11 protein-coding genes are annotated in these 22,698 nt (G+C 38.5%); 5 read left to right on the forward strand and 6 right to left on the reverse strand.

Features of this window, described 5'->3' with window-relative positions; translation table 11 throughout:
• Positions 1 to 6: 6 nt before the first annotated feature.
• Complete coding sequence (locus RIB54_RS06800) at positions 7 to 11,532, forward strand: T9SS type A sorting domain-containing protein (RefSeq protein WP_350099971.1); 11,526 nt, start codon at positions 7 to 9, stop codon at positions 11,530 to 11,532.
• 66 nt (positions 11,533 to 11,598) lie between these two features.
• Here the strand turns inward: RIB54_RS06800 and RIB54_RS06805 are convergent, their stop codons facing one another.
• Both RIB54_RS06805 and RIB54_RS06810 read right to left on the reverse strand, forming a co-directional pair.
• On the reverse strand, positions 11,599 to 12,378 hold the full coding sequence (locus RIB54_RS06805; protein ID WP_350099973.1) for a hypothetical protein: 780 nt from the start codon (positions 12,376 to 12,378) through the stop codon (positions 11,599 to 11,601).
• A 48-nt stretch (positions 12,379 to 12,426) separates the two neighbouring features.
• Positions 12,427 to 13,665: an ABC transporter permease gene (locus RIB54_RS06810; RefSeq protein WP_350068593.1), complete on the reverse strand. Its 1,239-nt coding sequence runs from the start codon at positions 13,663 to 13,665 to the stop codon at positions 12,427 to 12,429.
• 113 nt (positions 13,666 to 13,778) lie between these two features.
• On the opposite strand from RIB54_RS06810, the gene RIB54_RS06815 reads away from it, so the two are divergent.
• A complete protein-coding gene (locus RIB54_RS06815; RefSeq protein WP_350068596.1) occupies positions 13,779 to 15,038 on the forward strand; it encodes an asparagine synthetase B in 1,260 nt (419 codons plus the stop codon).
• On the opposite strand, the gene RIB54_RS06820 is transcribed toward RIB54_RS06815, so the two are convergent.
• From RIB54_RS06820 to lpxK, 3 genes are read right to left on the reverse strand one after another with little or no spacing between them, the layout of a single operon-like run.
• Positions 15,039 to 15,641: a MiaE family protein gene (locus tag RIB54_RS06820; RefSeq protein WP_350099975.1), complete on the reverse strand. Its 603-nt coding sequence runs from the start codon at positions 15,639 to 15,641 to the stop codon at positions 15,039 to 15,041. It lies immediately after the preceding gene.
• On the reverse strand, positions 15,634 to 17,577 hold the full coding sequence (locus RIB54_RS06825; RefSeq protein ID WP_350099977.1) for a putative porin: 1,944 nt from the start codon (positions 17,575 to 17,577) through the stop codon (positions 15,634 to 15,636). The genes RIB54_RS06820 and RIB54_RS06825 overlap by 8 nt, the downstream gene beginning before the upstream one ends.
• A gap of 22 nt (positions 17,578 to 17,599) precedes the next feature.
• Entirely contained in the window at positions 17,600 to 18,640 is a 1,041-nt protein-coding gene (gene lpxK, locus RIB54_RS06830) for a tetraacyldisaccharide 4'-kinase (RefSeq protein WP_350099979.1), read from the reverse strand.
• Positions 18,641 to 18,701: 61 nt separating this feature from the next.
• On the opposite strand from lpxK, the gene RIB54_RS06835 reads away from it, so the two are divergent.
• From RIB54_RS06835 to RIB54_RS06845, 3 genes are all read left to right on the forward strand, one after another.
• Positions 18,702 to 19,799, forward strand: coding sequence for a Nif3-like dinuclear metal center hexameric protein (locus RIB54_RS06835; RefSeq protein ID WP_350099981.1), 1,098 nt, complete (start codon positions 18,702 to 18,704; stop codon positions 19,797 to 19,799).
• Positions 19,800 to 19,804: 5 nt separating this feature from the next.
• Positions 19,805 to 20,584 carry a zinc ribbon domain-containing protein gene (locus RIB54_RS06840; RefSeq protein WP_350068612.1) on the forward strand — a complete coding sequence of 260 codons (780 nt, stop codon included), beginning with the start codon at positions 19,805 to 19,807 and terminating at the stop codon, positions 20,582 to 20,584.
• Between the two features lie 229 nt (positions 20,585 to 20,813).
• Positions 20,814 to 22,043: a tetratricopeptide repeat protein gene (locus RIB54_RS06845; protein WP_350099983.1), complete on the forward strand. Its 1,230-nt coding sequence runs from the start codon at positions 20,814 to 20,816 to the stop codon at positions 22,041 to 22,043.
• Here RIB54_RS06845 and RIB54_RS06850 read toward each other — a convergent pair.
• Positions 22,027 to 22,650 carry a histidine phosphatase family protein gene (locus RIB54_RS06850; RefSeq protein WP_350068618.1) on the reverse strand — a complete coding sequence of 208 codons (624 nt, stop codon included), beginning with the start codon at positions 22,648 to 22,650 and terminating at the stop codon, positions 22,027 to 22,029. The genes RIB54_RS06845 and RIB54_RS06850 overlap by 17 nt on opposite strands.
• Positions 22,651 to 22,698 lie beyond the last annotated feature (48 nt).

Here is a 22,698-nt window from a genome sequence, read left to right on the forward strand (position 1 = left end):
ACATATATGAAAGGCTTTTTTCAATTATTTAAAATATTCATTTTAATTGCCCTTACATCATTTGGTGTACATGGTCAACTCGTACAACTGGGAAGCACTGAAAGTTTTGAGACTGACGGGAATGGATCAAGATATACATCTGGTGAGTTTGATGATGTAGATGCAGAAGACGAACATTTCTTTCTAAGGTTGCAAGACGGTAGCACGAAGTTATATGCTAATATGTCCGGTGAAGATGGAAGTTTTTATTGGGTAATGGGTAAGTTAGACGTTGGGGCAAATCCAAATAATCCCGTTGGGATAATGGAATTAGACCCAATAGATATTACGGGTTTTGGTGATCTAGAAGTTAGAATGTTGCTCGGTTCAACCCAACCCGATCAATATGAAAATGGGGATTATTTAGAAGTATATGCAAGTATAGATGGTGGTGCTGATATATTGATAGGCAATTTCGAACAAAATAGTGGTAATGGCAGGTTAAGGCAAGATACCGATCTTAATGGGGATGACAATGGTGGTGCTCCAGAGCTAACAGCAACTTTTCAATCTTTTACTTTCCCTGTCCCAGGCACCGGAAGTTCAATGGTGATTAAAATCTTCGGAACAAATGATTCTGGAAGTGGTAGAGAGCAAACCACTTTTGACAATATTCAAGTTTTTGGCCAACAAGTATTATCAGCAGGTGCATTGGCAACACCTGCAAGTGTGTCTTCATTAGAAACAGCTTATATATCACCCAGTGCACCTCAAGTAGCGTCACAGGTTGTATTTGATTTCAACATTACTGTAGCACCTGGAGATACAAGAGTTCAATTTGATGCCATTGACTTTAACTTGGCTGATGTCGGCATAGATTGGGCCAATGTAATAGCTGATGCGCAATTATACAGCGAACGTATTAGTGACAATGCCCAGCAATTTACCATTACCAGCACCGGATTTAGTGACGCTAACAATACTGTATTGGAATTTACAGGAATTAACGATGGTAACAACCAAATAGGAGATATTAACCAAGGCGAAGCCAAATTGTATCAACTAAGGCTACGTTTGTCCACCAATATTCCATTACCTGAAAGAGAAGCCATTGATGGGGCCAATATTAACATCTCCTTATCCGGTTCTGATTTTAATGTGACGAGTGGAAATATTTATGGTAGCAACACCATCACTAGTGGTGATGTGCCGATTGAGGTAATTGCTACTGAATATGCCATAACTGCCCAACCAACGTTAGTTTCATTAAACACTGACTTTGGCTTGACCGTTCAGGCTCAGGATCCTAATGGAAATCTTGATTTAGATAATACTGATGCGGTTACATTAGCACGCGGTACTGGCACAGGTACATTATCTTCCGTACTGGACGCAGACCTCACTAGTAGTCTATCAACAGGTGAGTTCTCATGGACTGATTTACAATTTGACACTAATGAAATATTTGATATTGATGCCACAGGTGCTGAGACTACGGGCACTTCTGCTTCCATTGATGTAGCTCCATCCATTGCTTCTGTTGTAGCTCCGGCTAATGATACCTATGCCTTTGGTGAAAATGTTGACTTTACTGTTACTTTTGACGAGTCAGTTACAATCACAGGCACACCAAGAATAGCCATAACACTGGCTAATGGTGGCCCTGAATTTGCGACATTTGAACCCGGAACATCTCCGGGTACTGCCCATGTTTTTAGATATACAGTTGATAATAATGACCTTGATTTAGATGGCCTTGCTATTGTTTCTCCATTGCAACTTAACTCAGGCACTATTAACGATGCAGGTGGTAATCCCACTGCTTTATCCTTTACGTCACCGAACACTACGGGTGTATTGGTGGATGGTACCGGCCCGACAGTTTCTAGTGTAACTATACCTTCCAATACCTATGCTCAAGGTGACAATATAGACATATCCGTTCAATTTGATGAGATTGTGAATGTTACCAATACACCACGCATTCAGTTTACAATGGAAACTGGTGGTACTGTGAATGCAGATTACCAATCTGGTAGCGGATCAAATACCTTAGTTTTTAGATATCAGGTTCAAAATGGTGATAATGATGCGAATGGCATTACCCTAATATCACCCATTCAGGAGAATGGAGGAACCTTGGAAGATGTTCATGGCAATAGCGCTACATTAACATATACTTTGCCGAATACTACAGGTGTTTTAGTCGATGCTCAAGACCCCACGATCACTAATTTTGATTTACCATCAAACGTGACCTATGGCAGTGGACAAAATCTTGACTTTGATGTTACCTATGATGAAGTAGTACAGGTAACAGGCACACCAAGAATTGAACTGACACTAAATACTGGAGGTACGGTATACGCTAACTACTTTGATGGGGACAATTCTAATACACTTACATTCAGATACACAATTGTAAACGGAAACGAAGACCTTGACGGAATAGGCGTTGCCTCTGTAATCGATTTAAATTCAGGATCAATACTTGATAATGTGGGACGAACAGCAGACTTAAATTACAGTGTTGGATCTACAGCAGGAATATTGATTGATGCCATACAACCAATGATAACTTCTGTTACACCTCCAACTGATGATACGTATATCATCAGCCAAAATGTTGATTTTACAATCAATTTCAATAAAAACATAACAGTTACAAACACTCCTCGCATTGCAATAACACTTGCATCAGGGACAGTATTTGCCAATTACCAGTCAGGTTCTGGTAGTTCCAATTTAGTCTTTAGATACAATGTGAGTGCATCAGATTTAGATACAGATGGTGTATTGCTAAATTCCCCTATTCAACTTAATGGTGGAACCCTTCAGGATGGATTAGGAAATGACGCCATACTCACCTTTACCTTGCCAGTTACAACGGCAATACTTGTTGATGGTGTGGCTCCTACTATCACTTCAGTGACACCTCCAGGTCCAGGGACTTATGCTATTGGTGATAACTTAGACTTCATAGTTAATTATGATGATGTTGTTAATGCCACACCTACACCAAGAATTCAACTCAATCTCAATTCAGGTACTGTTTTCGCTAATTATTTTACGGGCAGTGGTACCACTGAAATTACCTATAGATATACGGTTAATTCAGATGATTTTGATAATAATGGTATCACGATGGTTTCACCAATTCAGGAAAACACCGGAAGTCTTCAAGATGTATCAGGTAATACTGCCGACTTAACATATGCGTTGCCAGTAACGACAGGAATATTGATAGATGGCCAGGCTCCAAGAATATCAACTGTCACTAGAGCTACTCCTTCAACAAGTCCGACTAATGCAAATACAATTGAATGGGATGTTGAATTTAATGAGGCAGTTTTAAACGTGGGGACTGACGATTTTACAGTAACTGGTGCGGGTAACATCCAAACTGTTGCTCATCAAGGTGGCAATGTTTATCGCGTGACCGTCTCGGGAGGTGGGTTAACAAATTATAATGGTACGGTAACCTTAGGCATCAATGGTGCTACTGACATTACCGATGTTAACTTAAATCTCTTCACCAACTTCACTCCTACAGGAACAAACAATAACACGTTTGTTATGGATAACACACCGCCAGTTCCACCTTCTGTTCCAAATTTAGCCGCAGGCAGTGACTCTTTCGGAGGAGAAGCGAACTCCAATGGTTCCAATTCTGATAATGTTACTAATGATACAACACCCACTTTTACCGGAACTGCCGAAGCTGGCAGCACCGTTGAAATTCGTAGTAATCTTTTAGGAATCATAGGCAGTGGCACTGCAACAGGAGGAACCTATTCTATTACTACCAGCGCCTTATTTGATGCCACTCACACAATAACTGCAAGGGCAACCGACCCTCTTGGCAACGTTGGTCTTTATTCTTCCGGATTGGCTGTTACCATAGATACTCAAGCTCCGATAATTCAAGGGAACCTAATTTTTGCTGATAATGGTGGGAATAGGGAAACAGTAACTTTTACTTTCAACGAAACTATAGATTTAAATAACAATACCGAACCACTTGGGTTTACAAGTTCCACGAATTCTGTAAGAAATACTTCCGTTTATCAAACTACAGGAAATCAAGTAGTACTTGAAAGTAATAACAATGGCGGTTGGACAATAGCAACAACTTTTAATTATGCGAATGGTGCTGGAAATATCAGAGATTTAGCAGGTAATGAGCTTGCCACACAGTCTGGTCTTACTACAGCTGATAACACTCCACCGACACTCATTACAGGTATTCAATATTTACCTAATGGTAATGGACCTGAACAAATAGTTTTCAACCTCTCAGAGGAGATTGATATCGCAGAAGGTGGATTTGCAAATGGCTTCCTTGTCAATGGACAACTTATTGACAATCTAGGCTTCTTTGGTACCGCCATATACTCAAGTAAAGCCAATGAAAATACGATAACCATAACAAGCCTATCTAATAACACATGGACTGACGCAGTAACTATTAGTTATCAGCAGGGTGCGAACTATATTCTTGGTGGTCCAATTGCCATTCCTCCTTTTGATACTCCAATACCGAGTAATGTTTTTGATATTTCAAGTAATGAACTTGGCAATTTCAATCAGACGGTACAGTTAAAAGGAGTAACCCTAGTATCGAATAATCCTAATCCCTCTTTAGCCAAAACAGGCGAGATTATTACTTTGTCTTTTACTGCCAATGGACCACTAGATGCTGATCCGGTAATTACCATATTAGGAAATGCGCCTACAACATTTGACAACTCTCTAGCACCATCTTATACTGCAACTTACACACTCGTAGGCAGTGAAGCAGAAGGACTAGTTCCGATATCAATAACAACCTTGCAGGGAGGATTAACAACCGTGGTAACTAATACCACCAACCACCCTACAACACCATCATCAGTTACCTATGACCGAACTCCACCACAGCTGGATCCAATTACGATTGTTTCTAATAATAGCTTCAATACTGCCATGGCGAAAGTTGGAGATGTTGTAAGTCTATCAATATCAATAAATCCAAATGAATCACTTGCTTCTGGACAGGCTACGCTTGCAGGAGAAGTTAATCCATCTGCTTCAGGCGGACCTTATGACTTCACTTTTACTCATACGATGGATGGTTCTGAGCCCGAAGGTCTTGTAACTTTTAGTGTACTTGTTGGAGATGCCGCTGGAAACACCGAGACCTTTACCACCACGACCGATGCATCTCAGGTAGTATTTGATAAAACTATACCCGACATTAACTTCATAACCAGAACAGATGGCAATCCTGAAGATGCGGGCATAAATAATGGTGAGGTGAGGTTTAATGTACAGTTCAGCGAAACAGTAAACAATGTGGACGTTACTGACTTTGCTATTTCATCAAGTAATTTGATCGGCACACCTACAGTAACTAATGTAAATGCCAATACAGGAACTGATTTTGAAGTAACGGTCAGTGGTTTTGATTTGGCTAATAGTGCCGCTTCAGGAACCGTAAATTTAAATCTTGCAGTAGGTTACTCTATTATTGATAATGCTGCAAATAATGTGTCTGGCACCATATTGGGGGCTGATGAAACATATACCGTTATCAACCCTGAGCCAGCTGAGGATATTGCAACATTAAACGCAAACCCAAATACAACAAGTGTTAATTTATCCTGGACAAACTCCTCTACAGATCAGATTGCCTACCAGCATTTGATTTTAGTGCGAGAGTCCGGAACACTTCCCAACCCTGCTGATAATTCATTCATTGCTAACGATACGGACCTAACAACTGGTATCACTGGACAGATGTTCTTCAACGTTGCTCATGGTTTATCTTCATTTAATGTTATTGGATTAAACTCTGCTACATCTTACGACTTTGAAATATACCCATATACTAATGATGGAACCAACGTTAACTATAAGACAAATGCGCCTGCATCCACTACAGTATCCACTACAACGGCTAGTGAAACCACTATAGCTTTCAATTCAGCTAGCACTACTATTTCATCCTTATCCACAACACCCGGTAGTGCAATCACTGTATTTTCATTTGTTATAGATGATGATGGTTTGGCTAATGGGGCTGATAATGCAGATACCAGGTTTAATCAATTACGCATAACGCAAGGTGCCAACAATGATGGACTCTTTGTTGACTGGACAAGTGTAATTGCAGGCTTCACTATTACTGATGGAACCACAAATATAAGTCATACTGACCCTGATGTTGATTTTCAACCAGGATATATAGAGTTTACAAATTTAAGCAATGCGTCAGTTGCAGATTTTGGTTTTATTGCTGATAATACCTCAAAAACCTATACACTTGCAGTTTATCTACAAGCCGGCTTGCCTGCTGATGCTGATAACAAAGTTCTGGATTTTGAATTTGACGCCTCAAACCCTGCCAATATTACTTTAGAGACTAATAGTAGTGGTATAAGTCCTGCTAATTTCTCTGCCTCCACAGGTGCTGCTAACAACATTATTGACGTGGCAGCTACGCGATATGTTATCACTTCAAACCCAAATAGTATTGAAGGTAAAAATGTGCCACTTGCTAATGCTTTCATTGTAGAAGCAAGGGACATCAATAACAATATTGACTGGGATATTGATGAGTTCATTTCTCCAACAACTTTTCAGCTTTCTGTACCGGGAGATGGTGATGCATTAAACGATCCTGATTTCTCCTGCACTACTTGCGAGTTTGTTGATGGAGTATCAGTATTTGCAGATTTTAATTATGCATCTACTGGAGATGGAACAATCACCATTAATGACCTTGGAGGAAGAGGTATAAGCTCAGCTACTACCACTCCTGTGGATATAATTGATACTGAGGTTAGTGAAATAACAGATGGTGTTACATCCAATGGTTCAAGTCTCAATACCGGTTTGGAAAATGTAGTTCTGCTTGGTTTTCAACTGAATGCAACATCAAATACACCCGGTCAACCAATTCTGAATCAAATAACTTTCTCATTTGAAAACCAAAATGGTGACCCTTTTGACATTGGTCTGATCTATGAGAGTTTTAGAGTTTTTAGATCAAACAATAATGCTTTTAATCTTTCCGACCCTCTTTCTGATGATGTACTTATCAATGGTCTCACAGTTACCGAAGGACTCACTTCAGTAACAATTTCTGGCTTAGCTGAAGTCCTTGATACAGATGTTACTAATCAAAATTTTGCTTTAGTGGCTAATGTAGCCTTAACTGCACAATTTGCCGTTACACCATCTCCTATCATTAGGGCCTTTTACTCTGGAGGAGATTTTATGAATTCAAATGGTAGTGTATCACTACAAGGAGGTGCTAGCGAATTCTATGGATTATACCATACCTATGAGGACAACCAGTTCCCATTAATCAAGTCTTTAAACCCTATTGACGGAGAGCCTTTAACTCCTAATAACAATGTTAATATAGCTACTAACCTTGTTATTGAATTTAACGAGCCAATGAATCCTACTGGTTCTGAAACAATTACACTGAGAAAGCAATTGGACAATGGTTTTGTACTCAACCTTACGTCCCCGACAGTATCACCTGATGGAACTACCTTTACATTTAATCCTGCTGCAGACTTAGACGAAAACACTAATTACTACGTTCAAATAAATTCAGAGGTCTTCTTTGACAAAGCTGGTAATGCATTTGTGGGAATTTCAAATTCTACTGACTGGAATTTTAAAACTTCGGATGCCACAGCACCGGAATTTGTTAATCCAGATCCCATTGTAGCAATTAACAGGCACAATGACGGATTTGACCTTGGGGTTAGAATTAACGAAGAAGGTGAGGTCTTCTATTTAGTAATTCCTACTGGCCAAGCAGCTCCAACAAGAAATGAAATATTTAGCGCTAGCTATGGAGGGACGATTTCTGCTTCCGGAAGTATTGAAATTGTTTCTGCTAACCAATATCACTATGACATTATTACTGGATTAAGTGGCAATGATGATTATGAAATTTGGGCTGCGGCAGTTGATAATGCAGACCCTCCAAATAATGATGGTGCAATTGTAAGTTTGGCAGTAACGGGGTTAAATGGCTCTCAGACCACAACACAAGTAAATAATCCTGAAATTGAGATCTGTGAAGGAGATTATCAAAGGGTTTTGCAACCTATCACTATAAGAGAAGGTCAAAATTCGGATTTTACTAATGGAAACAATCAATCAATATTGTTAGCACTCCCAGCGAATTTTGAACTTAATACATCAAGTGCCAACACTGTTATAGAAATTGCCGGATCGAATATCAGTAACGCTACCTTAACGTTTGTTAACGCCACAATATTCAGAATAAATTATGACATCTCGGGAACATCAGGATCACTGGATTATATTATTATCAAGAACCTTGAAGTTAAAGCAACATCAGCTACCGCTGCCGGTGAAATTGTTAGAATAGGTGGAACAGCCAATCAGGATGGTAACACTGAATCAGATGGACTAGCTCATGCTACATTGTCAGTTTCTGGTTCATCAGCCGCCAACTTCACTTTTCAGCTAGATGGTACCGCTATCTCCACGGTTGCAAATGATGAAATAAGCTTGGATCTAGTACCAGAGCCCGCATTACAAATCGAAGGGTTAAATGTTTTTTCAGGAGATGGTGTTGTTGGAAATAAGTTTTTTATTGGTTCTGTTCCAGTAGGTGACCATGATGTTAGCCTCACACATACAACCCTACAAGGCTGTCAGCTAAGTGGTGTAGAAACCATCTCAATATTTGATGCAACTTCTGCTGTTCCTGGTCTTGATGTGAAATACTGTTTAGGAGCTGGCCAAATAGTGACTATAACGGAAGATGGCAAACAAGCTCAGGGTTTTAGGTTAATTAGCTTTGTTGCGGATGGAGTAGAAAGCACTGCTAATATTTCAGCTGTTGAACCCGCTGGTGGTGGTGATTACACTATCGATATAGACCTTGCAGGATCACCGCTAGGTGCAGGCGAAGGGACTGTTATTCTGAAAGTTACTGCTACATACCAATCTTTAACAAATACCGCTATTGAAGAATCTTTTCCCCTTGAAATAGAAATTTCTTCTCCTCCAGCAATAAATACATTTACCGTAGCAAGTGGGCCTAAAAATCCCACAGATTTCTGCGTTGATGGCGTAGAAATTAATTTTTCAGGAGACTATAATGAAGCAGTACAAAATAATGCTAATCACAACTTTAGATTTTTGAACTTGCCGGACTCTATTAGTGACATCATTGACTTTAGTATTACAACAACAAATCCTTCAGCAAGAATCCTTCCTCAGGATTTAGTAGATGAAGTTGGATATGGAGACTATGCCATTGAATGGATAATTACAAATCCAAATACTACTTGTTCCAATTCTCAAAGTCTTAACTTCTCCGTCAACCCCAAACCAGTTGCTGACTTTGTAGTACAAGATGAAAATGGTATTACTAACCCGTTAGGAATTGTAGGTTGTGTTTTTGAAGAGGTCAATCAAACCTCCACTTATTTCAGCAGTACCTCCACAGTGATCGGTGGTATTATTGACAAATGGGATTGGAACTTCGATGATCCTGATACACCATTAGCCAATAATCCAGATGAAGCTGATACTGAAACAGTAAACCATAAATACGCAGAGGATGGAACATACAGCGTTGAGTTAACTGTGGAATCTAATGTTGGCTGTCGGTCTGATCAAGTTGAAAAAACACTTACCATAGGTAATAACCCTACACCTCAATTTACTTATCAAAATATCGGTTTAGGGGAAGCCACTCAGTTTTCGATAAATAGTTCAGTTTTGGGGCTCTCCGGAACGGAGGTGGTTTCTTCGGTTGAATGGTCTTTCAATGAAAGAGATGGCAATGGTCAAACTGCTCCAAATCCTGCTAAGGGTACTTTTAATGGTCAGTTTGCTTATGTATACCCGTTTAATTCTATTGGGACTAAAGACATTCAACTTACACTTACTTCAAACCTAAGCTGTTCTACAACTATACTAGATTCACTTTTTGTAGTACCAATGGAGACTTTGGTCGATGGTGAAAATTATACTGCCTTTTTTGAGGATGATAATGATGAGGGCTGGCAAACATGGGGAACAAACAACTCATGGGTGAGAGGTACTAGTGGTGGTGACATAATCAACTCCGCTTCTCCTACTAATGGTGGTTCGTCATTCTGGGTGACTGGTAACGGAACCTATGACCAAAGCCAGGAGTCATATGTATACAGCCCTATATTTGATATGTCAGAGTTGGACAGGCCACTGGTAACAATGGATATTTTTGATAATATCAACCAAAATGATGGTGCGGTGTTAGAATACTCCCTTATCGGTTTTGGAACAACACTCGCTGCTGAAGACGAATGGAAAGTAGTTGGTGGTTTAGAAACAGGAATCAACTGGTATGATCAAAGAGATATTACCAACGCAGCTGGTTTAGATAATCCTACTAATCTAGGCTGGTCGGATGAAGAAGAAGATTGGAAAAATGCTCGAAACACTTTAACACCTGTGGCGGGGCAACCAAGAGTACAATTTAGGGTTTCATTTAAGTCTGGACCTAATGAAAATGTGCACCAATCTGACGGGTTTGCATTTGACAACTTCTTTATTGGCCAAAGAACCAGGACGGTTTTGGTAGAGAACTTTACCAATATGAATGGAACTCAGGCTTCCATTATCGATCAGGAAAACACCTTGAACCTGTTAGCCGGTGGCCCTGCAAGTGGCACTGAACTAATTGTAATTAATTATCATACAGATTTCCCATCTACAAACTCCATTAACTCATCAAATCCAGTGGACCCAAGTGCCAGGGCGTTGTTTTACGACATCAGGAATGTGCCGAGTGCTGTAATTGATGGTAATATCACTGATGAACAAAACCGATTATTCTCAGTTTGGGGTGAAGACTCTTTTGAGTTAAGGACGTTAGCACTGGCTAATTTTGGTATAGATATTAATACCTCTACTTCTGACGGAAAGTTAAATATTAATGTTGATGTTACGCCAAAGATATTGCCGTTAACGGGTGATCATATAACTGTGACTGCAGCAGTGCTTGAAAACCCAGTTTCTACATCAAGTGGAAGTTTCGGACACGTGTTGAGAAAATTACTTCCAAATGCGGCTGGTTATCAATTTGCTACCTCAACATTACAGAAAGATATTCCTTTCAATTTGGACTTTGAGTGGACACCTATGAATATTACCGACCCTGATAATTTGTTTGTTGTAGTATTTATTCAGGATGAGGAAACAAAAGAAATCTATCAAGCTGAGATTGATAACAATGTACCAACACCGGATGCCGTAACCGCTGTTGAGGAAGCTCGTGTTAATACCTTCAGCTTCTACCCTAACCCAGCCAATGATCAGGTAACTATATTGTTTAATCAGAGTTTGCACAATGGTACTTTAAAAATCTATGACAACTTTGGAAAGTTGGTGTTTGACAAGGCCATTGAAGAAACAAGCCTTAATTTAAGCACACAAGATTTTGCATCAGGTATGTATCATATTCAAGTATCAAATGATGATACAGTTATGAGGAAGCGTTTGATAATAACACATAATGATCGGTAGTTAATACTCATCAATAAGAAAGGCTCTGAATATTCAGAGCCTTTCTTATTTTAAATAGTTGCCATTTTATCTCTTAATAAAGACTTCTTTCCTATTCTGAATATTGAGATAGTATTTACCGGGCTTAAGGTCAACTAAGATGACATCTCGCCCCTCACCTTTTTTTACAACCTTCCCAAAGAAATCCATGACTTCATAATGACAGGAGTCTGAAAGATTGAGCTGTGAGGTAGCTATTTTAGGATAAAAAGTAATATAGTTATCCGCTGCTGTAAACATAAACTCAACAGAGTAAAATTCTTCATTATTGCTGTTGATGTATTTAACCCTATAGTTATTATCCCCTTTGATGTGTGAGGGTTCTACCGCGTACTTATTCTGATCGAAAGCACTGATTACGTCAACTGTATCGGCAACCTGCCAATCATGATTCTCCCACTTATGTTCTAAATAATAAACACCGCCTTTGTCTCCTTTTGCCGTCCAGGTTATTGAATTATTATCCGCTTGAGCAGTTAAAAACTGAAAAGATTGTGGAGACCTGAGTACCTGGGGATTTACAATTCCCGGTTCGCAGTTATCCTGAAATAAAATTCTGATCACCACAAGGTCATTGACCGATAAAAAGGAAAGATCTATTCTAAAGGCAGAAGCTTTTGGATGATCAATTACCAAACGGTCATTAACATACACGGCATTGGTACAAAAAGTTGATGTTTCAGTATTAAAAGGGTTTTGCACATAAAGATCCTTTCCCTGATATGCACCTGACAGCACAATTTCACCTGCCAAAAGAGTATTAGAAAGTATTGCAAAAAATAGAAAGACTAAACCTCTAAGCATCATGAGGTCTAATTACGCAATAATTTAACTATTGAAAAACTAAACAGTTTACTATTCAAATCTTAATGATTCAATAGGGTCTAATTTTGCAGCTTTATTAGCCGGATAGTAGCCGGATATCAAGCCTACTACAATACAAACAATTAAACCTACAGTAACCCAAACCCATGGAACCACAAATCCTTCAACACCAATAACAGAGGAGATAAGATTGCCAATACCAATACCCAGTAGCACACCTGCAACTCCCCCCATTATACAAACCACAATGGCTTCAATGATAAACTGTTGTCTTATTCGCAAAGGTGTCGCTCCAAGTGCCTTTCTTACACCAACTTCTCTAGTTCTTTCCGTCACGGACACCAGCATAATGTTCATTAATGCAATACAAGCACCAAGCAGTGTTATAAATCCTATGCCAAAACCACCAAGTCTCATCACGCTGGTTATCTGCTCTAATCTTTCGGCCAGCGACTCACTTTTGGCCAGTTCAAATGAATTGGGCTCACCTAGTCTGTCCTGACGTATTTTTCGCATGATAGCGGTAGCTTCACCCATGGCCATTTCCATTTGAGAAGGATCATTGATACCTACAGTTATACCATACCTCAACACCCGGGACGAAGACAATCTACTGGCGTTAAGTACAGGAATAATTACGGAATTATCAGGTCCTCCACCTCCACCGAGTTGACCACGCTCTTCCAGAAGGCCAATGATCAAATATTTATTCCCCAAAAGCGATATCTCTTTGTTTAAAGGGTCTTCATTCTCCTCAAAAATCGACTCGATTACATCCACTCCAACGATCGCTACATTGGTTCCGTATTGAATTTCGATGGTTGAAAAATTTCTTCCCTTCTCAATATTCAAACCTTCAAGGGCCACGTATTCTTCATTGGCCCCTTTTACCCAAACATTTGGATTTGTCTTTTTAGACTTGTACTTGATTTCTGCTATGCTGGTAACATCCGTTGAAAGGCTTACACTTGATGGGTATTTATAGTTTTCAATAAATCGAATAGATTCCTTAAGCGTAACTGATGGATATGATTTCTCCTGAATTCCTGCATTTCTTCCTCCTCTATTCCTTTTTGAGTAAATATCAAAAGTGTTAACACCTAGCTCAGACAATGAATCCGTAACTGAGTATTGAATGCCATCAATTGCGGTAAGAATACCCACCAATGAGGTAATACCCAATGTCACAATGAGTGCAGTTAAAATAGTTCGAAGTAAATTAGCGTTAATCGAACGAAGTCCTTCTTTGATATTTTCAGTTAAATTCATTTTTGTCCTTTATCGTGAAACTAAATTACGTAATATACTCGTTGATTCAGATGTAAATTGTATAACTAGGGATAATTGACTATTATCGGTAATTTAGATTGTTGAAATTTCATATGCGCATAATTGTAACCATATTACTTATTGTTTTCTGTTCAGCCAAAAGCTATAGTAGCTATATTCTTATCCCAATGGACGAGAAGCAAAGTAACCACCTCAAAGCATATGGTATAGCTTATTGGATACTTCAAAATGAGATAGAAATTGACTGGTTATTAAATCATCGGGGAGGGAGTTTCATGGTGAAATACTACCAGAAATTTGAAAATGAATTGATAATAAGAGGCGTTAGTTATGAGGTGATATCTGATGCCCAGTCCAATCAGATTGTAGAAATCATAGCAAGTCCATCGTCAAATACTGACATCATGAGGCTTGATAAATTTCCGAAAATTGCCGTTTACTCACCCAAAAGTAAACTGCCATGGGATGATGCGGTAACTCTAGTGCTTACATATGCAGAAATACCATATGACGTTATTTTTGATTCTGAGGTGCTTGAAGGCAAACTTCCAACCTATGATTGGCTTCACCTTCATCATGAAGATTTCACTGGTCAGTATGGAAAGTTCTACAGGAACTTCAAGAATATGCCCTGGTATATAGAGCAACAGCGGGAGTTTGAAGAATCTGCCAGAAAACATGGCTTCAGTAAAGTATCTCATTTGAAGCTGGCCTCGGTGAAAAAGATAAAAGAATTTGTTTCTGGTGGCGGCTTTTTATTTGCCATGTGCTCCGCTACAGACACTTACGATATTGCCTTGGCTGGGGAAGGAGTTGATATGGTAGACAGAATGTTTGACGGTGATGGAGCCGATCCTCAGGCACAACAAAAACTAAATTTTGACAATACATTTGCCTTTGAAAACTTTAAAATTTCTCGTGATCCTTATGAGTATGAGTTCTCGAATATCGACAATAATTTTGCAGAACGCGGGCTTAGAGAGGAAAATGATTATTTCAATCTATTTCAATTTTCAGCAAAATGGGATCCTATACCCACGATGCTAACGCAGAATCACACCCAAGTGATTAAAGGGTTTTACGGTCAAACTACAGGCTATAAGAAAAGCCTAATAAAGCCGGATGTAGTAATCATGGGAGAGAATAAATCCATTAAAGAGGCAAAATACCTGCACGGTGTGTTTGGGAAAGGTTTTTGGACTTTTTATGGTGGGCATGATCCTGAAGATTACCAGCATTTGGTTAATGAAGAGCCTACAGATTTGAACCTTCACCCCAATTCTCCAGGATATCGATTAATTCTGAACAACATTCTTTTTCCTGCTGCCAAAAAGAAAAAACAGAAGACCTGATCAGTGCATTCTATCTCCTCTAATTTCAAGGTTTTTTAAGATGTCAGCTTCATCTTCCAGTATCTTCCTCCAACGATCCATTACATAATCTTCTGGCATGTAAAGTTTGGCGAGTTGTAGGAAATTTTTATAATGCCCGGCTTCCGAGACCATTAACTCGTAGTAGAACTTTTGAAGCGATGCATCTTCCAGGTTCTTCCAAAGTAACCTAAACCTTTCACAGCTTCTGGCTTCTATCAATGCATTGATCAAAAGTTTTTCCACCAATTGCTGATTTCTACTTCCTCCCTTCTTTTCAACCTTAGACAATTTAGCCACATACTCATCCTTGCGCGGCATGCCTAAAGCTAAATCGCGCTTCCTTAACTCTTCAAGCACCCGTTCAAAATGCGACCACTCTTCCGCCACTACTGGGGTGAGCATATCAACCAACTCAGCTTTGTCATAGTAGTTGACAATTAACGATATGCACGAGGTAGCTGCTTTCTGTTCGCAATAAGCGTGGTCAATAAGAATTTCTTCGATACTCTTTTCAGCAATGTTTACCCACCGTGGGTCAGTAGGAAGTTCTAACCCTAGTACGTGCTTGTCTTTACTAATCATACAGTGCCCAATCTATTCCGAAATCAAGAATGGTAGTTTGCGCAGGATAATACGGGGTTAAAAAATAACCCGTTTGCTTTATCCTTTCATAAATATTGTTGTATTTCAAAAATGCCCGCCCTCTGTTAATTTTAATATTCAAAAACACATCAATTACTGGGTATGCAGGAGTTTTAAATTCATTTTGCCTGTAATACTGCATGGTAGAGGCATCATATGCGTTGGCGAAATAAGCCGATCTTTGGTGAAAGTCAAATCCAAATTGGAGTTGAAGGTTTCCTTCATATAGAATATTAGTGTAGGCAAGCTGTCCATTGATCAAAAGCTGAGGCAAGCTAATAGCTTCTGCCTCATCTCCAGCTACCTCTGAATAAATAAACATTGTTTTTAGGGTAAAATGCTTTAAAAACGTAATGCCCGCTTTTAGCTGGCCTTTGATAATGCTAATGTCTCCGGAAACTTGTTTAGGCTGGATTGGCCTAATGGTACTATCAACTTCTCCTGTTCTATCAGCAAAATATATATAATCCGTAATTATATTATAACTGGCCTCTGGCTGTAAGTACAAACCTCCTAACTTGAAGTTGATTCCGGCCTTTATCTCTGTATTTAGTGTTGATTCAAAATCATTTAACCACTGATCATGTCTTCCCAAATATGCCCTTTGCACATAAGTAGGCAAATACCTTGAACTTCTTCCTTCGGCATAAAACCATTTATTTTGAATTTTCGCCCCGAGTTTATAATTCTCATCAAATAAATACTCTCCGTAAGTCTCAATATAACTGGTAGAGTCATTGCCAAAGCGCAGGTTAAAACCAGCATAATTTTCCATATAATAGGTACCATAATCAAGGGTATCCTCCAGCAAATACTTATAATCGACATTAACCTCCCGTCCTTTGTAATAAAAGCTATAGAATGTTTTTCCAATATCGCCCTTAATGCCTACTTCATGTTGGCGGTGAATGATTTTAGTTCTATCCTTAATTGGGATAGTATCAAGCGCTATGAAACTACCGAAGTAAGCAGTGTCTGTCTCTATTCCTGATGAACTTGTATTGGTAAAATCATTCAGCTGCTTATATCTATCCATTTCATGATAAACCTGCATTTGATCATTGATTTTATATTGCTGATAAAGATGGTAATCCGTTCTCAGATCCCTGGTCTGCACATCTGACAGAAACCCTTGCCTGTTTTCTTCAAAGTAATCGGTTAAAATGAAAACCGTGTCCTGTCCAGGATCAATACCACCATACTCATCAACCACATGGTTCTGTCGCGAAAAATTTCCCAGCACTTTATACCTTCCGTTTTTAGTAGCGTAATTACCTCCAAGATTATAGTAATGACCAAGCGCCATTCTATCGCCTCTTCGTTCCCGCTCAATTTGCTTATCAATATAGAGTCCTCGGTACTGAAAGCTGAAATTTGACCTTTCATCAATGTTTCTTGAAAACTCAACATTAGTGACGGATCTGCCCTTTCCACCCCAAATAATACCAAACTTAGAGTATGGTGATTTAGTGTCATATATTTTTATATCCTCGTACGGAATATAATATTCGTCATAATTATCAAAACCTATTCTGCCGCCTATTATATCCGGAGTAGTGGGGTAAATTGGCGCAAAGGCAGTACCGATGTTTCCTAAGTTCTGATAGGTGTTGTTGCGCTGCGCTATGAATTGAAATTTGTGAAAGTCATAAACCAAAGTGTCTACATTCCAAGACTTTGGATTGTTGTACTTAATATTTCTGAGATAAGTAAACTCGGTGGTAGTAGGCCCATAAACTTGTTTGGTGGAATCATCTATGACGCTAGAACCCCTGCGATCCTTTCTGGCACCATCACCCTCTGTACTGACCTGCCGCTGAGCCATGGCTTCAAATCCGCAAATGGCTATTAAAAAAATGATTAGTCCGTTCCGCACGCTCAAAATTAATTAAATAGCCTTATTCACTGTATTGTTTGATTGAATTTAGCACCATGTTATCAAAAATTTTGCCACCTCTCACAAAATATGTTTCTATCGGAATATAAAAGATAGGCAAATGATGTGCTGTACTCTCTAATGTAGGGTCAAGTAATTTTACCATATCCTTTTCTGTTGTCAGCAAGCATTTGTCAGCGATTGGCATTCTTCGAAATCTTTCTTCCAACCCATTCATATCTTTAGTGTTATACGCATGGTGGTCTGCAAAATAAAACTCGTCCATGATTTGATAATGAGTGCTAACATGCTCTATTAATGATTGATTGCTGGCTATGCCGGAAAATAAAAGTATGTTTTTTGAGAACTTATCGTTATCAAATACCGGTTGAGGTGTCAAATATTTGATAGAAGTAAAGCAAATTTCTGCTTTAGGGGCATATACCAAAATCTCCTTTTGAATAGCATCCATTTCCTTTTCGGTGATATCTTCCCTGCATTTTGTAACAATGATAATATTCGCACGCCTGGCCCCCTTTCTTGATTCCCTTAATCTGCCTGATGGCAATACAAAGTCAGAATAAAAAGGTCTGGAGTAATCAGTCAGCATTATGTTCAGGCCGGGCTTCACATACCTGTGCTGAAAGGCATCGTCCATTAAAATGACATCAGGCTCCAATTCGGCCAAAATATGGGGAATAGCAACAGCCCGTTCTTCACCAACTGTTACATTAACATTCTTAAACTTATTGTAAAACTGATAAGGCTCATCGCCTATAGAAGATGCAGAATCATTAGCATTGGCAATTCTAAATCCCCTTGTCTTTCTACCATAACCTCTGCTAAGGGTCGCTATTTTGTAATTATCAGCCAACAGCTTGATTAAATATTCAACCATCGGGCTTTTGCCTGTTCCTCCCACGGAGAGGTTCCCTACGCCTATCACATTTGCATCAAATTCAAACGATCTCTTAAACCCAATATCAAAAAGATAATTCCGAAATCTGGTCGCAGAATTATAAATAAATGTAAATGGCAAAAGAAGTACTCCTAAAAATCCCATATTAAAGCGTTGCCCTGCTATTTTTATATAAATTTGAACAAGGGCACAAAATTGGGCATTTATGACCAGAATAAAAGATATTATTCAACATTTAGAAAGCATCGCTCCATTAGCCTATCAGGAGAGTTATGATAACTCTGGCTTGCTAACTGGAAATGCAAAGGATGACGTAACTGCAGTGTTAATATCGCTTGATGTAACTGAACAAGTTGTTGAAGAGGCCATTGAACTTGGAGCTAACTTAATTGTTGCCCATCATCCCATTATTTTTAAAGGTCTGAAGTCTCTTACGGGCAAAAATTACGTTGAGCGAACGGTTATTAAAGCTTTAAAAAATGATATCGCTATATATGCAATTCATACGAATCTGGACAATGTTCATAATGGTGTAAACAAAAAAATTTGCGATAAACTTGGACTAGTCAATACCAAAATACTTGCACCTAAAAGTGCCGTGTTATCTAAACTGGTAACCTTCATTCCTGTCAATGCTGTGGATAAGGTTAAGGATGCCATGTTTAATGCTGGCTCAGGAGGAATTGGCAACTATAGTGAATGCAGCTTTACAGTTGTTGGTGATGGGGAATTTAAGCCTGATGAAGGCTCAAACCCTACAATTGGTAGAACAGGCATGCGGGAAAAAGTAGCTGAGGCCAGAGTAGAAATCGTTCTACCCTCCTATTTGGCGAATGCCGTTATCAACTCATTAAAAAATGCCCACCCATACGAAGAGGTAGCCTACTACCTTAGTTCCCTTGATAATAAAAATCAGCAAGTTGGTTCTGGAATGATTGGTGAACTTAATACTCAATTATCTGGTTTAGATTTTATGCATTATCTTAAAGATAAGATGGCATTAAATGTTGTAAAGCACACCCAGATTTTGGATAAAAAAATCAAGAAAGTTGCCGTTTGTGGTGGTTCAGGAAGCTTCCTGCTACCTGCCGCTAAATCCAAAGGAGCCGACATATTCATAACCTCAGACTATAAGTATCATGAATTTTTTGATGCAGATGGAGATATAATAATTACTGACATAGGACACTATGAAAGTGAAGTATACACAAAAGATTTAATTTATGATATATTGAGTGAAAAATTTTCTAAATTTGCACTCAATTTGTCAAAGACCGTTACTAACCCTATTAGCTATCTTTAAAATACATGGAAAATAATACTGTAGCACAGAAACTAGAAGCACTCGTAAAATTACAATCCATTGACACCAAACTCGACCAACTTAAGAAATTAAGAGGTGACCTACCAGACGAAGTTCAAGACCTTGAAGATGAAATTGTTGGTTATAACACAAGATTAGACAGATTCAAGGCCGAGCTTGATGAATTAGAAGAAAGTATTAAAAACAGTAAAACCGGCATTAAAGATGCTGAGAAGCTTATTGTTAAATATAATGATCAGCAAAAGAATGTTAGAAATAACAGGGAATTTGATGCAATTACCAAAGAGGTTGAACTTCAGGAACTTGAAATTCAAATTCTTGAAAAGAAGATTAGAGAAGCTGGGGAAAACATAGAAAAGAAAAACGAGGAGATTGCTGCGATTGAAGAAGTAATTAAGGAAAGAAGTGCTGATCTTGATAACAAGAAGAAGGAACTTGACGAAATTCTTAATGATAGCCAGGACGAAGAGCAGAAATTAAACTCTGACAGAGAAAAAGCTACTAAAAAGATTGAGGAAAAGCTTTTAGTGTATTACGAAAAACTAAGGAAGAATCTTTCTAATGGTCTGGCCGTTGTTTCTGTAAAAAGAGGTGCCGCAGATGGTTGTAATATCGTTATCCCTCCTCAAAAGATTGCTGAAATTAAAGAGAAGAAGAAAATTGTTATTGACGAACACTCTGGAAGAATTCTTGCAGATGTTGATATAGAGGCAGAGGTTGAGGAAAAACCAAAAAGAACAACTAGAAAGAAGAAGACCGCTTAATTTGAAAAGCATTATTCACTTAAAATATATAAAAAAGGCAAATCTTACGGTTTGCCTTTTTTTATTATGTCTATCCTCTTTCGCTCAAGTCGAAGAACCTTTTGCAAATTCATTTAAAGCTGAGTATTTACAACTTATATCATCCAATACCCTAAAACTCAACGGAGATATAAAACTGAGTAATGAAGTTGTTTACTTAAAAAGTCTTAAATCCACACTTAGCTTAATATTGCTTGAAAATCCCAAGAACCTTGATCTGTATGAAGATGATTTTGACCTGCAAATAAAGTACCTTGATGATATCCCTGATTCAGATCCAAACAAGTTGTTTTTACTTGCTGAATTAAGACTAAAATATGCTTTAGCCCTTTTCAAATATGGACATGAGCTTGAAGCCGCCTGGAACTTCAGGCTCGCTCATAAGCACGTTGAAAGGAACCTGAAATTGTTTCCTGAGTTTATGGCCAATTATAAAACATCGGGCGCAATCAACATTATTCTAGGTTCAATTCCAGAAAAACATCAATGGCTACTAACGCTGGTAGGACTAAAAGGGTCAATAGAAAATGGAAATGACCAGTTGGACAAACTCATTAATTCCAATTCGGTTTTTCGACATGAAGCCATAATGATTAAGTCGTTACTACAGTCTTATGTGCTAAATCAAACTCAACAGGCTGTAGAATCTTTTGAAGATCGTATAAAGCTTGAAGGACCGCTGATTAAACTTCAAAATATGGTTTTATATCTAAAAAACAGCAATGGAATAAAGGCACTAGACATATTTGAAGCATCACCTCAAAATGATTTATTGACCTACACCTATTATCTGGCTGGTGATGCCTATATCCAGAAATCCAACTATCAAAAAGCTGAGCAACAATATTTAAAGTTTTTAAATCTACACCATGGCGCTTCGAACAGGAAAGATGCCATGTATAAAATATGGCTATGCCATTATCTCTCAGATGATCAAGACCATATGAATTATCGAGATTCAGCAAGGCTAGAAATAGTAAGTAAAAGTGAAGCTGACAAATATGCTGACAAAATGCTCAGTGATAACCAGTTGCCGAATAGAGACATTATGAAGCTCCGGTTAGCTACCGATGGAGGTTATTTCAATTTGGCAGATAGCATAATATCTAAACTACCCACCCGTCAATCAACAAGAGACACTGTAGAATATGACTATCGATTAGCAAGATTATACCATAAAAAAGGAGATATAGCTTCATGCATTAAATTATACAAGTCAGTTCTAAATCATAACAACAATGAAAACTGGTATTTTGCCCCAAACAGCGCATTGATGCTTGGTTATATTTATAAAGAAAAGAATGAACTTGATCTGGCCAGGTTTTATTTAAAAAAAGCGATGCATTTTAAGCATCATGAATACAAAAACAGCATCGATGCTAAGGCAGAAGCTGCCCTTAATACTATTTCAGACCGCTAAGGTGTTTAGTATCGTTAAATTTTGACACAGAAAACATCGAGCCCGTATAATTCAACTCATAAAGACACAGGTTTTCATGCTCAAAGTAGTCCATACTACTAAGTGGATAGTTAAGTATGGTGCACAATAATATACGCATGGCTCTTCCATGCATACAAATTAAAATGGTCTCTTCTTCTTCATGAGACAGAATATGTTCGATTGCTGGTCTTTGTTTTGAAACAACGTCTACTGGTGACTCACCGCCTTCTATTGGAAGGTCAATTTGTCCTTCCTGCCATGACTTTATAACCTGATGATAGTAGGCATCTTCTTCAGGGGTAATCTTCTGCCCTTCCCTTGTTCCCCAATTAATTTCATTAAGGCCTTCGAGCTTTTTATGTGGAATACCTAAGTCAATAAACTTCTGAACACTTTGAATACTCCGCTGAAGCACTGAGGTATAAACCTTATCAAATTTGATGTGTTTAAATGTTTCAAAAAAAGCATTTGCTTGAGCGCGGCCTATAGCATTAAGTGAAGAATCTACTCCGCAGCCCTGAACAATGCCTTGGAAATTAAAATCAGTTTGCCCGTGCCTTATCAAATATATTTTTTTGCTCTTCAATTTGTAACTATTTTTGGTGCGCAAAAATAGACTTTTTCATCAATTACC

The organism is Fulvivirga sp., from assembly GCF_040218215.1.
Classification (GTDB): domain Bacteria; phylum Bacteroidota; class Bacteroidia; order Cytophagales; family Cyclobacteriaceae; genus Fulvivirga.